The following is a 14,078-nucleotide window of genomic DNA, read 5'->3' on the forward strand; positions in this document are numbered from 1 at the left end:
CCGTGAAAACGGGTGGCTTGTACACCGGCTATAAGCCGCTTCTCTCCAGCGACGTCCAAAGACGTTCGCTGAACTTCGTTCAGGTTATGCTTTCGTTACTTGACTGATGCCCGTAACAACGGGCTTTATTTTGATCTGAATCCACCATCTGAAAACGGATCTTCATATTTCTTAACACTCAATTTATCGAGCGCTATGTCATTTTTCTCTTGCTCGCGTATATATTTCGCTACAGTTTTCTCAGTTAATCCAACTGTACTGACATAATATCCCCTAGCCTAAAACTTACGATTTCCATATTTATACTTTAAATTCGCATGCTTATCAAATATCATCAAAGCACTTTTACTTTTTAAGTAGCCCATGAAATCTGAAATCGCAAGTTTTGGTGGAATAAGCACAAGCATATGGACATGATCTGGCATCAGATGTCCTTCAATAATTTCTACTCCTTTGTATTGACATAGATGACGGAAAATTTCAATTAAATCCTGTCTTATTTTGTAGTAAATGGATTTGCGACGATACTTTGGTGTGAAGACAATGTGATAAACTGTAACTGGTTTTAGCCATAACAGAAAAGGAGATTCTATTGTTCAAATAGAATCATAGAATCCTCAATTTCATTGATATAGCAATAATACTTCCTATAGTGGCTTATCCATATTTTCTGTAACCAAAAAATAATCGTCATCCAAAACATATTGCGGAAAATCGTACAGGCACCTTGGTTCTAAGAAGAGAACCGTCTGATTTGATAATTCAATATACTCTCTTAATTGTTCCAAATCTTTCTTCGATAAATAAGCTCCAGTATTAACAAAAACCAATAACTTCTTTCGCGTTAAGTATTTAAAAACCTGTAATATTTCAAGACACTTTTCAAAAATAGTGTCACTTTGTGTTTCAATCTTAACCCCCAAGGCTTTTATTAATTCTAAAATAGTGATTTCATCATACTCCAAATCTAACTCATTTTCTAAACATTCAAAAGCTATCAACTCTGTTATTGTTGCTGCTAACTTTTCAATCATCGATTTAATTTCTGGCTGTTCATTGAAACACTCTTCTAAATCGGCATGAATCATTTTTAAAATAGTCGGTGAATTAATATCATAACCAAGAATATCAGTAATCAACATTAACTCGGATTGCTTCAATGATTTCAATTTGTCATCAAATAATTTCAGTTTTTCTGCTTCATCATACTGATAGAATTGTTTTACCAAGCTAGAAAATACGGTAACATCCTTAATAACCAAAATGGTCATTTTTTCAAGATTTAATGGGTTATCCAAAAGTGGAAAATTAATCATCACCATGATAACCCTCCCCTAAAAAAACTAAGCGATTATCCGTATTAGCAATACATGTATTTTTCTCACCATGTAAATAAATCATGCGGGCAAATTGTTTCTCTGTTACGGTTAGTAACGTAATATGCCCTTTTTGGGGATTATTTTCCCGTAAACGACCAATCATAGCATTATTTGCTGTACTATTAAGCAAAAGCTTGCTATAAATAGAAAATTGGTGCATGATGAATCCTTCACTCAGTAAAAACTTCCTAAATTTTCGATAGGCTTTACGCTCCTCAGATGTATCCACAGGCATATCAAACATCAAAATCATTCTCATATACCGATAACTCATATCCTAAACTCAGGAACTCCTTTCCCCTCATTATTAAGTGCTTTAATAACTTTTTTAGTATAGTCACTAACAATATTTGACAAGTACATTTCTTTCCCATTATAGGGATAAGTTTCAGAAAATATAGAAAATAATTGTCGCTTGATTTGTCCAAAAGTCTTATGACGATTTTCATAGACGATTCGATCAATTAGAGGTCGAAATGGCTCCATAATATCACTAGCAAAGTTAAACGGATTAAATTGGTTCACATGTTTTAAACCAAATTGAGTCATACAACCACAAATAACGACTTCGCGAGCGAACATGCTAAGTAAAAGGGTATACCCATAATCCAAACTTGCATTAACATCACAATCCTGTTCTCGTGAAAATTGATTTCCAAACAAGGTGTTAAAATAAATTCTTGCCGAATGCCCCTCACGATTGCTAGGATCAAATATTTCCAAACCTTGATATAACTCCATAATGGCTTGGGATTTTTCAAAGTAGGCACACTGTCCAAGGTAATACGATTGATTAAAAATCTTCTGAGCAATAATGTTAGTCCAAACCTCTGCTTTTAACTCCTCATCCCAAGCAATTTGCCGTGCCAACTGCAAACTTGAATCATGTCGTCCATAAAAAGGCATCAATGACGCTGTTGGCAAACGCTTGTCATCACAAAAAATCACTAAAATACGTTCATCAACCAATCGTTTAATCAACATAGTAGACAAAACAATATCTGTTGTCTCTATTAATAAAATATCAATTTCCGATAAATGTATAAGTTCTGTTTTATAAGCATCTTTGAAAATTAAATGGTTATTTTTGTAGGATAATTTAGAATGTGTGTTTACAACTACCGTTCGCCATCCCATAATTCTTCTCCTAATTGGCTTAAGTCAATGCGTGTCTCATAAAGACCTGTGATGGATTGATAGATAAGGGTGGCAGAAAATACTTCATTAGGAGAAGTATAACGTCTTCTATCAATCTTAGTTCCAAAGAAATGAAATTCAGTTGCTGCTTTCATTTGCGTAAAATTCAATAAATTAATAAAGGATTCTGATAAGGAAGTGGCATCAGCATTTTTATTTTTTTCATACAAAGACTTGATCTTTGCAAAATTATTATCTGCTTGAATATACTCTCGATTATAAAATTCAAAAATTGCTAATAATTCCTCAAACGCTTCCTGATGTTCTTCAATACAATAATCACTCGCTTGATTCTCAATGATATTTCCCAAACGTTGCAACTGATACAAAAGTTCTATTAAGTGCTTCGGTAAAGTAATCTGATTTCCTTTTTGTAATTCTCCAGAAGACGCTAGATACCTTCTGCGACCATTTTGAAATTCAAATAGGCTATATTTAGGTAATTTAATGACTTTTTTGATATTAGTATAGCCATTTTCTTCAAGAAAAGCTATCTGATTTTGTTCAAATTCCTTTCGCTCTAAAAGGGAAATTCCTCTCAGTAACCACTGAGGTTTATTTTTCATCTTACCTTTTATGCCACGTGTTAAGATAGCAACAGCATAGGCTTCACTTGGTTCAATAAAGCCACCATATTTTGTAACGTCTAAATAGATACCTTTCGTTTTTCTTGGGATCAGATTATTATTATATCCAACTGCCTTATTAGATGCTTTAAATAAGGCTCCATGATTGGTTTCTGTCTTTCGCACAATGGTTACTGGTGTTTGATAAATAACCTCTTCAACAATTTTCACAACATCTTCTTTTTTCCACAAAATCTCACCAGTTTTACTTTCAATTTTATAGTCTTTGGTAAAGAATTTTAAAATGTTATGATACATGTTCAGACGATCAGTAGCTGATAAGTGTTTCTTATCAAAGATACTTTCATGATAATAATCTCCGTAAACGAGTTCTCTCTTAAGTTTAGGATAGACCGTCAAAACAGCCTTAGCAACCACTGCATTAAGGTAAGCATCGTGAGCATGGTGACAATCATTAAGTTCTCGAATCTTTCGTAATTTAAATTCGCTTCTAAAACGATTGGCAAAGACTGACTTAAGAGTGATAATATCAACCTTTTGGGATCGTTCTCCCTTATCATTGACATTGAATTTTTCATCCAAAATTCTGGCTACGTGCTTAGTGATTTGACGTGTCTCAACTAACTGACGATTAATAAAACCAACTTTGTCCTGCTCAGTTAATGCACCCTTAGTCAAATAGGCAAATTTTCGCTCACTAATAAGACCAGCCTTTTTCAATTGTAACCACCAAGAATAGCGCTTACCCACTACTTCTTGAGATGGCACGTCATCCAATTTCTTACGGTTTTCCTTAGAACTTGTTAAAACTTTATTATCGATAGAGTTATCTTTCAAAAAACTCTGCGGGATGATATGATCCACATCATAAGTAGCAAGGCTTTCTGGGTTGCAATCTAGAGGAGTACCCGTATACATGTCTTTTCCATCTTGAAGATAGTACAAAAGGAGCTTTTCCTTTTGAAGGTCACTGTTATCTTTAATCGGTGATTTAGTTAAAAGATCACTATTTAAATTGTCCAATCCTTCTACAATCTTTTTTAATCGTTGTCGTGAACGATGACGTCCTTGGTTTGTGCCTTGGTTCTCTCTAGCCATTTCGACAACGATTTGACTAGGGTTATACCCCATTACCTTAACCAGTTCATCAACGATATTCAAACTTTGCAAGATCCCCTTTTTGATTTTAGGGCTTCCCGCAATATCATTTACCATAGATTGATAAGTCGTTACATCCTTGAAAAGTTGAGAATTCTTAATGACTTCTTTAAAATCAAGTCCATCATCATTAATCAATTGCATAAAATTACGATTAGTAAAACCATCATCTTTCAAAAAATCTAAGATACTTTTACCAGTTCGTTTATCCTTGATGCCATTAATCAATTTTTCAGAGAATCGTCCCCAGCCAGTGTATTTTTTCCGTGATAATTCAGAAATCTGTTTAGCACTTAAAATACCACTATACCTTGATAATTGTTTTTCAATCATCTTACGATCCTCAAATATCGTCAAAGTATGACTAATATTTTCAAGCATCACTTGATTATCTTCATTGTCTAAAAAGTCTTTACTAAAAATTTTCTTTTTCAAGTCATGATAAGTGGCATAGCTAGCATTGAATTTCTCATCAATCCCTGAAATTTCAACATTTTCATAGCCATCTGCTTTTTCCAAAAAATGCTTCAACGATTTCGCAGAAACATGACGATCCTTTTTGAACAGAGTATTGAAAATTTCCTTTTTTTGACTACCCGTTAAAAACTCCGAATGATGCATGTCTTCAGCGATATATTTCACCTTAGTCAGTTCATTAAAAATCAAAAATTGTTCATAAAGGAGACTGTGACGAGGTAAGACCTTCTCTGTTGGAAGATAGGTGTCATTAACTGTCATTCTATCAATAAAAGCCGTTGCAGATGCACTTAAATCAACTAAATTTTCAAAATTCCACGGACGGATTTTATCATCTGAATTTCTTTTAATCCAAGCAAACTCACTATTTCCACGTGCGAGTGGTCCAACATAGTAAGGAATTCTAAAGGTTAAAATACGCTCAATTTTCTTCTGATTATCCAATAAAAATGGATAAAATTGCCCCTGTCGTCTTAAAATAGCACGCATTTCTTGCAAGTGAACTTGATGGGGAATGGCACCATTTTCAAACGTTCGCTGTTTCAATAAGAAAACTTCCTGATTTATCTTCTCCAAGAATACCTTGCCTTCTGGAATATTTCCAATTAAAGTTTTAGTAAATTTATAAAACTCCTCTTGTGAAACAGGTTTCGAGGTTTGAATAAATTTTCCTAATTTATCTTTTTTGTGAAGACCTTCAACATAGCCCGCATACCCTTTTTGTGATTTATCTTTAAACATAGTATCAAATTGATCAGGAATATGGGTTTTAAAGAAGGCTTTTAAGTCCCTTAAATCGTCCTTGTGATTTTGATAACGTTGCACCATCGATGCAGATAAAGGAGCCTTGGTGGTGTTATCTTTAACTGTCAAAATTGCTGATAAAAGCACTGCATCATAGACAGCCTTAGCAAGGTCAAAAAGGTGTTGCTGATTGTCATCATCAATCACTTCTATCAATTTTTCTAAATCTTCTTCATAGGTATCTTTCGAAAATTGCAACGTCAGTTTTTCTTCTAATTCGTAAACCTTTTTAAAATCCCCTTGATTTCCCACAATTATCTTTAAAAATTGTGCTAATTTCCCAGTGGATTTTTCAGACGGAATCTCTGCTAGTATTAAGTCAACTTTACGAGACTTACTATTCAAACCTGTCAATATTTTCTCAATAACTTGACTGTTGACAACAATCTCTTGACCAAATATAGAATTATACAATTCTAAAAATTCTTGGAATTTTTCTTCAACACCAATATTCTCAAGATTAATAGTGCCTTCTTGAAGAAAATGGCCTCGTGATTTTAAAATATGCGCCAAAGCCAAATAAACAACCCGTAAATCAGCCCGTTTAGTGTTGTCTGCCAAATCACGACGCAAGTGATAAATTGTCGGGTATTTTTTATAAAATTCTTTTTCTTCCGACAATGTTCCAAAAATGGAATACTTCGTAAATTCTTTATCCTCAGCTTTTAGAAAACTTTCGCTTAAACGGTGAAAGAAATTTTCATCAACAAGATTCATCTCATCCTCAAAAATTTCCTGAAGGTACAATAAGCGCTGATGACGACGGTTATAGCGACGTCTTGTTGTTCGATTCAATCTTCTGTCCTCAGAAGTTGTGCCTTCGGAAAATAGCAATGCCCCTAATATCGGTTTCTTGCTGTATTGATGACTGGTATTCCCCATAACGCGCATTTTTTTCGTGATAACCTTATAATTTTCATCAATAATCGAAAATCCAACAGAATGAGTTCCAATATCAAGGCCTATGGAATACGGCTTTCGTTTAGACATCTATCTTCTCCTTTATTTTATCTGAGTTACAATAATTAGGTTCAACAAAACCTCCCCCCAACATTTCAAAAATTGAAATTAAAGCTACCCGTTTAATTCCCTTTCCTCATAACCCATTATTTAAAACCCTAAACTACAACTAAGTTATATAATAATATTTTTGTTTTGTAAACTAAAAATATTATGCTAAAATGTAGTGAAGTTGTAGTTTAGTTTTAGAGCTATTTTTAAATTTCTACTTGATTATTTTTTATAAACGTTGTATAATAATTTCGTTGGGATTATTCAAAATAACATAGCAAGTTAAAATAAGGCTTAGTCCGTATCCAACTTTTAAAAAGGGGAGCACCAGTATTGGTGCTTTTTATATACCTATTTTACCTTTAATACAAAATAAAAACAAGCGCTTTCAAAATGCTTGTTTTCTTTTTTTGAGTTACTACAACAGTTAGTTCCGAATCTAAAAATAAGAGGTCATAATCAATTTATCCTCTTCCAGTAATTAATCGCCCTTTCTTAGAAATTAGACATCAAACCTTCGATAACTTTAGTTAAGGTCAAATCTCTGATAAAAAGAAAATCATTTTATTTCCATAAATTAATTTCCTGCTTAATCAAACCGATATAGTAAGCCACATTAACTTTCTCCAAACTCAACTGATCTATTTCTTCTAATCGTAACTGACGACCAGCCACTTCCTGTAACTGCTCAGATGCCGGTAAGTGGTATTTTTTAAGAAAATCTTGAACAGATGAGTCAGGTTTCTTTTTGGGGCTCTCATAAAATTGTTTATAGGACCAAGCATGATCTGATTGCGAGGCAAAGTAAGCCATAGCAGACTGAACTTCTAAGCACTTGTCTTTTTTATAAAGATACTGGTAACGTTTTTTAAGCGGGTAGATCGGAACCATAAGATATTCTTTTAAGGTATCACTATCACTTTTTTCCAAAGCTGCAAAAACCATCTCCTCTACCAACTCTTCCCTGAAATCACCATAAGTCATAATCATCTGTTGCAAGAGAAAATCTACAAACGGTGGGGTATCAATGTTAGTTGTTACATCTGCGCCATCATGATGATTAAAAGAAGCGCCACGGAAAATCTGCCGCCCCTTACTTTGATCAAAGTAGGTGTAATTATTGGTATCTTTGATAATCAGGTTATCTACTGGACGGTAATCATAGAAAGTTTCCAAAACCTTTAAATGTGCTTCAAAACGCTCTTTCTGAAAATGTGTCGTTTCTAAAAAAATAACTTCATTATTGAGACTGATGGGGCGCATTCCTTCTGAAACCAAAGTAGTTAAAAACCCTACTAACAATAAGTTATGGATTAGTCGCATACTATAAGCATAGCGTGGTGTGTGTAAATTATGTGAAAACGGTGTATCCATCGTTCCTTGAATAGGGTAAAGTAGCCGATTCAGGGCAGGTCGATGATCGGGTTCTTTCTGCCATTTATCCAAAACCTGTCCTAAAGCCTCTTTAAAATAGCTATCTGCAACGATTTCCTTTAAAATCGTTGCTTGAATGTGAGACAAGTCAAGCCTGATGGCTCTTTTATAGCGTAAGGTTTTAATCTGATTAGTCCAACTCTTCTGTGGATTGAAATTTTTTATCTGAAACCCCATAGGCGCAGAAGCTGCGGAGGAAATAACAAAATCACCTAGTTGTGTAATGGCTCCATTTTTACCAAATACCTCGTAGATTGCCTGCTTTGGTTGGCGGTTTTGATAGGCTTGGTAAAGATCTGCCAAACTCCCTTTGAGAAAATAAGTAAAAGGCAAGTATGTCTTGGAAATGTAGACCGATCGTGCATCAGCTAATTTTCCTTGCGTGTAAAAAGATTCGGTTAACTGAGCATCTGTTGTTGTAGCGTTAACAGGGGTAGCAAAATGCCCTGCAAAATTCTTTAATAAATAATACTTTTGCCGAAAAACCCTTTGAAACTCTTTCGTTTGAAAAATAATTTCCAAATGTTTCAGATAGTCCTTTGTTGATTCTGCAGGTCTCAACTGAGCCTGAATTTCCAGTCGGTCAAAACGATTGTGATAGATTCGTCCATCAAAAGTTTCTATATCCAACATGAGAGGTTGGGTCAATAAATCTAGGTAGGCTTGGTAGTAAGTTTTGGAAACCTCCCGTAAAATCTGACCCAAGCGCTTACTAGGTGATCCTTTCAAGCTTTGCAGCTCTTGTATTTTTGCCACAAGGTTATTACTAGGTAGCCCTACTTTGTCCAAAGCCTGAAAAGCAATCATGATGGGTTTCTCCACATGCCCACCTCGATAAGAAATCTTATAAAATGTCTGGTTCTGAGTCAGCCAAGCCACCTTGTCTCCAAAACGTGTCCGATTTTCCAAAAAAGAAAAACTGGCATAGACTCCCTGATACCAAAAATGCAGAACGAGATCGTCTGTGACTGTCATCGTGTAATACATAAAATCTGCCATAAGTCTCTCCTTTGGTAGTACATTGTTACTAATATAACACCTTTAATAATTGATATTGCATCGGTTTATTTCATATACCATTAACTTGTTTTCAGAAATCATTTACTGTTTTTTTCTGTTGAATATAATCACTGTTAACGATAATATAGACTAAAAACAAGCATCTTCTAAACGCTTGTTCTCTTATTTTATTATTTTGATACCTACCGCAAACGACTTACATTCTTCCCCATTTAATAGCCACAACTAACCCCCACATGATTATCTCATAGATGAGTAAAAAAAGGATAAAACAGTGCAGAAAAAAGAGTTCTGGGAGAATCCAAATGACGGGATCTTTTAATGGATCAAAAAGCCAACTGCTATCACCAACAAAAAGAATTTGGTGAAATAGTGTGAAAAAATTGTCAAATCCTATCACGCTAATCATAAGTCCGATTACCAAAGGCAAGCTTGCCATCAATATTAGTGGCTTTTTAACTAAAAATAGGGTTTTATTTTTGATTCTTTGGTAAAAATAATTAAATGTGGGATAGAAAAGTGTTAAACAAATGACTTGTGTTAAGTGGAATAAAAACTTCACATCGCTAAAATGCTTGAGTCCATCAGCAGATGACCCAAAACTGGCAAATTGCAGCTTGGTCACAAAAGGATTGGTCAAATAATTGAGCAAACCGTTGTAATTAGAAAGGATTGACTTCTTACTCATAAAGACAACCTGTTCTAACTGTAAGTAGTCCACTTCCAATGGATACAAAATCCAAGCCAGGTAAATGGTAATCAAGATAGCGAGTGCCAATAAGCCAAGCCAACTCATCCAAAAATGGCATTTAGCTTTTATCATCAGAACTCCCATTCATCAAGACTGGATAAGACATGGTTAGGCTGAACCGGTAGACTTGCCACGTCTTCTGGTCTCGTAAAACCGGTAGTTACCAAAATCGTTGCAATGTCATTTTGAATTCCTGCCATGATGTCGGTCAAGTAATTATCACCCACCATTACAACTTCAGATCGGTTAACTCCTAAAATATCAAGCGATTTGTTCATAATAATAGCATTGGGTTTTCCAATGAAAACAGGTTTCACACGTGTAGCTGCTTCAAGTAAAGCGTTCAACGCTCCTGCTCCCGGCATCAAACCACGCTCTGTTGGAATATTTAAGTCAGGATTGGTCCCAATAAAGAGGGCACCTTTTTGTATCGCTAAGGTTGCAATAGCTAACATATCATAGGTAACTTGACTATCTAACCCAACAACTACATACGCAGGGCATTTTGTATCTTCTACATAACCAGCCGCTGCAATAGCTGACTTCAAACCGGTTTCTCCAATAACGTAAGCCGTTTTCCCACGATTCATATCATTCATGTAATCAACGGTTGCCATGGTTGCAGTGTAAATGGTTTCAATACCTGTTTGAACATGAAACTGACTTGCTAGCATGGCTTGGACCATTTCTGGAGTTCTTGTTGTATTATTGGTCACAAGTAAATAAGGAATTCCTTTCATCTGCAAACGTTCAATAAAACGCTCTCCTGCAAGAATACGGTTTTTCCCTTGATAAATGGTTCCGTCTAAATCAATTAAATAACCCTTGTAAGGCACTAGTCTATCTCACTTTCTGTTTTTGGTTGGTTTTGCCACTCAATAATAGCTTGGGCATTCAAATGCCCATCTGATGTGATTTGATGGTAAGAGGTTAAGTGATCTAGCTGATAACTAGATGTAATGTGACCACCCGGTGAAACTTCTTTGATGTATTTTAAGGTCAAACTGACTGGCTGATGCTCTTTTAAAAACGCGTAACCTAAAACATCATACATCCAATCCAAATATTTGCTATTATTCACATGACCATTCATATCAATATCAAAATAACGCACGTAGTAATCACGATTGATAGGATTTTCTAGTGGATGCATCTTAGGGGATCGCTGCACTCTTTTGACAAAATCTACTTTAAATGGGGTAACTAGTTCTTCTGTAATAAGAGCCACTTTACGAGTATTGGGATCTAATAAAGCAAAATAAGCTAAAATATCAACTAATAATACTTGATTTTCATCGTAAACACGAAACTTTCGATAACAGAATAACTTGTTATAGGCAAGGGTTTCAGTTTCAATCGTAATGATTTCCTTAAAACGAGGTAATCGCTTAATACTTACTTGGTAGTCCGTCACGATCCATATTAGTCCGTACATAGCCAATAGATCATTATTACTCCTTCCAAGCCCAGCTGATTGTCTCCCTGAAACACTCAAACAATAATCTAATAAAAGTGGGTATTTAATGTTAGAATTAACATCACATAATTCAAAAGGAACTTTCATATTCTCTTGATACCTTAATCCCATAACTTTTCTCCTACCCCAATATAAACTTCTCAGCGACTGAATCACCTAGAAAAAGACCTTTTTTTGTCATTCTCACAAATGCATCATCTTTAACCAAAAGCCCTTGGTCTTGCAATTCTTTAACAATTAGACCATAGCGATCTGCAAACGACACGCCAAATTTTTTTTGAAATTTCTGGACTGATACACCTGATTTTTTACGCAAGCCAAGAAAAAACTCCTCTTCCATCATCTCTTCCTGGCTTAAAATCTCTTCATTTAACCGTGCATTCCCATTGGCCACGGTCTCTAAATAATGTTGAATGGGCACTCGATTACGATAACGAATACCGTTTAAATAGCCTGATGCTCCCGCACCACAACCAAAATACTCATCATTATTCCAATACACAAGGTTGTGGCGACTTTCAAATCCTGGTTTTGTAAAATTGGAAATCTCATAATGCTCAAATCCATTAGCTTCCATTTCTGACAAAATATAGTCAAACATTTCTGCTTCTAAATCTTCTGTCGGTAGCTGCAACTTACCACGGCGCATTTTGTTCATAAAGACCGTATGGTGTTCTAAAATTAAACTGTAAAGACTCAAATGTGGAATATCCAATGTTAGAGCCTTAGCAACATTTTCTTTAACCTGATCAAGTGTTTGTCCAGGAAGTGCGTAAATCAAGTCAATGGAGATATTGCTAAAACCAGCTTTTTTTAACGCATCAATGGTTGAATAAATTTGAGCTTCATTATGACTGCGACCAATTTGTTTTAGGTGTTTATCATTAAAAGTTTGAACTCCGAGAGAAATACGATTGACTGATGAAGCCTTCAAAACATCAATTTTATCAGGTGTTAAATCACCAGGGTTAGCTTCAATGGTAAATTCTTCCAAGACACCTAAATCCAAATTTTTAGTTAATTCTGTTAGCAGATAGTTCAGTTGCTGAGCCGTGATAGAGGTTGGAGTGCCACCACCAATATAAAGGGTTTTTAAATTTCTTATCTTATAAGAGTCAAATTCCTGGATCAAAGTTCTGAGATAAGCAGCTACAGGCTGATTTTTGATAAAAACTTTTGAAAAGTCACAATAGTAACAAATTTGAGTACAAAATGGGATATGCACATAGGCTGATGTTGGTTTTTTTGACATGCTATTATTATACCACTTTGCAAGAAAATTTGACCCTGTTTAAAACTTTTAATCTCCCCTTTTCCATTTTCGTAAAAAACGGATGCTCTATTTTAGAACTTAGAATTCTTTCAAGAAACAACAAAAATGGCGTGTCGTAAAAACGACACACCATTTTTGTTAACTAACTCCGATTTCTGCACGAATAACATCTGAAATGGTATCAACATAATAGTTCACTTCGTCATGAGTTGGCGCTTCAGCCATAACACGAAGAAGTGGCTCTGTTCCGCTTGGTCTAACAAGAATACGACCATTCTCCGCCATTTTTTCTTGCATTTCTGCAATAATATCTGCAATAGCAGGAACTTCCATGGCATTTTCTTTCATACTATTTTCAACACGGATATTAACTAATTTTTGAGGGTAAATCGTAACCTCATCAGCTAATTCAGAAAGGGATTTCCCCGTTTCTTTCATAATCTTTGTTAATTGAATAGCCGTTAGTTGACCATCTCCAGTGGTATTATAATCCATGATAATTACGTGACCAGACTGTTCGCCACCTAGATTATAACCAGAACGACGCATCTCTTCAACCACATAACGGTCGCCAACGGCAGTAATTTCCTTGTTAATACCATAACTGTCCAAAGCCTTATGGAAACCGAGGTTAGACATGACTGTCGTCACAATGGTATTTTTAGCAAGAAGCCCTTTTTCGGCTAAATATTTGCCAATGATAAACATGATACGATCACCATCAACAATATCACCATTTTCATCAACAGCAATTAAACGATCGCTATCACCATCAAATGCCAGACCAATGTCAGCCCCTGTTTCTTTGACCAATTCTTGAAGTTGTTCTGGATGCGTTGAACCAACACCGGCATTAATATTTAATCCCGTTGGCTTTTCACCGATAACAGCAATTTTGGCATTCAAATCTAAAAAGACATCACGTGCCGAAACTGAGGCAGCACCATTAGCAGTATCTAAGGCTACTGTCATCCCTTCTAAATCAACACCAGTTGTTACTAAAAATTTTTCATACTTACGAAGACCTTCTGGATAATCCACTAAAGTTCCAAGCCCTTCTGCACTAGGACGAGGGAGGTTGTCTGTACTGGCATCTAAAAGGGCTTCAATTTCTAATTCTTGATCATCTGCTAACTTGAAACCATCATTTCCAAAAAACTTAATGCCATTATCAAGAGCTGGATTGTGGCTTGCAGAGATCATAACACCTGCGCTTGCCTTTTCAGTTCTAACTAAATAAGAAACTCCAGGGGTTGCCAAAACACCAAGCTTATAAACCTCAATACCAACGGATAGTAGACCAGCAATCAAGGCTGATTCAAGCATTTCTCCAGAAATACGAGTATCGCGCGCCACAAAAACTTTGGGTCTTTCGGTTTCATGTTGACTCAAAACGTAGCCACCGAAGCGACCAAGTTTAAATGCTAACTCTGGTGTTAACTCAACGTTTGCTTCCCCACGAACACCATCTGTTCCAAAATATTTTCCCATAATTTACACAAGCCTACTG

The 14,078-nt window shown here is 35.5% G+C and carries 10 protein-coding genes and 1 pseudogene; all 11 read right to left on the bottom strand.

What is annotated here, in order from left to right; all coding sequences use genetic code 11:
• Positions 1–125 precede the first annotated feature (125 nt).
• Positions 126–593, bottom strand: a pseudogene (gene tnpA / locus H346_RS09790) (IS200/IS605 family transposase).
• A gap of 54 nt (positions 594–647) precedes the next feature.
• Positions 648–1,322: a type II-A CRISPR-associated protein Csn2 gene (gene csn2 / locus H346_RS0105670; protein WP_027970234.1), complete on the bottom strand. Its 675-nt coding sequence runs from the start codon at positions 1,320–1,322 to the stop codon at positions 648–650.
• Positions 1,309–1,653, bottom strand: a complete 345-nt coding sequence (gene cas2, locus H346_RS0105675; protein WP_027970235.1) for a CRISPR-associated endonuclease Cas2 — start codon at positions 1,651–1,653, stop codon at positions 1,309–1,311. The genes csn2 and cas2 overlap by 14 nt, the downstream gene beginning before the upstream one ends.
• Entirely contained in the window at positions 1,650–2,516 is an 867-nt protein-coding gene (cas1, locus tag H346_RS0105680; RefSeq protein ID WP_027970236.1) for a type II CRISPR-associated endonuclease Cas1, read from the bottom strand. Before cas1 ends, cas2 begins: the two co-directional genes overlap by 4 nt.
• Positions 2,498–6,592: a type II CRISPR RNA-guided endonuclease Cas9 gene (gene cas9 / locus H346_RS0105685; RefSeq protein ID WP_027970237.1), complete on the bottom strand. Its 4,095-nt coding sequence runs from the start codon at positions 6,590–6,592 to the stop codon at positions 2,498–2,500. Before cas9 ends, cas1 begins: the two co-directional genes overlap by 19 nt.
• 585 nt (positions 6,593–7,177) lie before the next feature.
• Entirely contained in the window at positions 7,178–9,046 is a 1,869-nt protein-coding gene (locus H346_RS0105690; RefSeq protein ID WP_027970238.1) for a hypothetical protein, read from the bottom strand.
• Between the two features lie 217 nt (positions 9,047–9,263).
• The gene (locus H346_RS0105695) at positions 9,264–9,890 is read right to left on the bottom strand and encodes a TIGR01906 family membrane protein (protein WP_027970239.1); all 627 of its coding nucleotides are present in this window, start codon (positions 9,888–9,890) and stop codon (positions 9,264–9,266) included.
• Positions 9,890–10,654 carry a TIGR01457 family HAD-type hydrolase gene (locus H346_RS0105700; protein ID WP_027970240.1) on the bottom strand — a complete coding sequence of 255 codons (765 nt, stop codon included), beginning with the start codon at positions 10,652–10,654 and terminating at the stop codon, positions 9,890–9,892. Before H346_RS0105700 ends, H346_RS0105695 begins: the two co-directional genes overlap by 1 nt.
• On the bottom strand, positions 10,654–11,406 hold the full coding sequence (locus H346_RS0105705; RefSeq protein WP_027970241.1) for an acyl-[acyl-carrier-protein] thioesterase: 753 nt from the start codon (positions 11,404–11,406) through the stop codon (positions 10,654–10,656). Before H346_RS0105705 ends, H346_RS0105700 begins: the two co-directional genes overlap by 1 nt.
• 10 nt (positions 11,407–11,416) lie before the next feature.
• Positions 11,417–12,547, bottom strand: a complete 1,131-nt coding sequence (hemW, locus tag H346_RS0105710) for a radical SAM family heme chaperone HemW (protein ID WP_027970242.1) — start codon at positions 12,545–12,547, stop codon at positions 11,417–11,419.
• Positions 12,548–12,706: 159 nt separating this feature from the next.
• Positions 12,707–14,059: a phosphoglucosamine mutase gene (glmM, locus tag H346_RS0105715; RefSeq protein ID WP_027970243.1), complete on the bottom strand. Its 1,353-nt coding sequence runs from the start codon at positions 14,057–14,059 to the stop codon at positions 12,707–12,709.
• Positions 14,060–14,078 lie beyond the last annotated feature (19 nt).

The organism is Streptococcus castoreus DSM 17536 (assembly GCF_000425025.1).
Taxonomy (GTDB): Bacteria; Bacillota; Bacilli; order Lactobacillales; family Streptococcaceae; genus Streptococcus; species Streptococcus castoreus.

What these genes read in the sequence shown, in the direction of transcription:
- csn2 (WP_027970234.1), bottom strand. Translation starts at nt 1,322, where the DNA reads ATGGTGATGATTAATTTTCCACTTTTGGATAACCCATTAAATCTTGAA.
- cas2 (WP_027970235.1), bottom strand. Translation starts at nt 1,653, where the DNA reads ATGAGTTATCGGTATATGAGAATGATTTTGATGTTTGATATGCCTGTG.
- cas1 (WP_027970236.1), bottom strand. Translation starts at nt 2,516, where the DNA reads ATGGGATGGCGAACGGTAGTTGTAAACACACATTCTAAATTATCCTAC.
- cas9 (WP_027970237.1), bottom strand. Translation starts at nt 6,592, where the DNA reads ATGTCTAAACGAAAGCCGTATTCCATAGGCCTTGATATTGGAACTCAT.
- H346_RS0105690 (WP_027970238.1), bottom strand. Translation starts at nt 9,046, where the DNA reads ATGGCAGATTTTATGTATTACACGATGACAGTCACAGACGATCTCGTT.
- H346_RS0105695 (WP_027970239.1), bottom strand. Translation starts at nt 9,890, where the DNA reads ATGATAAAAGCTAAATGCCATTTTTGGATGAGTTGGCTTGGCTTATTG.
- H346_RS0105705 (WP_027970241.1), bottom strand. Translation starts at nt 11,406, where the DNA reads ATGGGATTAAGGTATCAAGAGAATATGAAAGTTCCTTTTGAATTATGT.
- hemW (WP_027970242.1), bottom strand. Translation starts at nt 12,547, where the DNA reads ATGTCAAAAAAACCAACATCAGCCTATGTGCATATCCCATTTTGTACT.
- glmM (WP_027970243.1), bottom strand. Translation starts at nt 14,059, where the DNA reads ATGGGAAAATATTTTGGAACAGATGGTGTTCGTGGGGAAGCAAACGTT.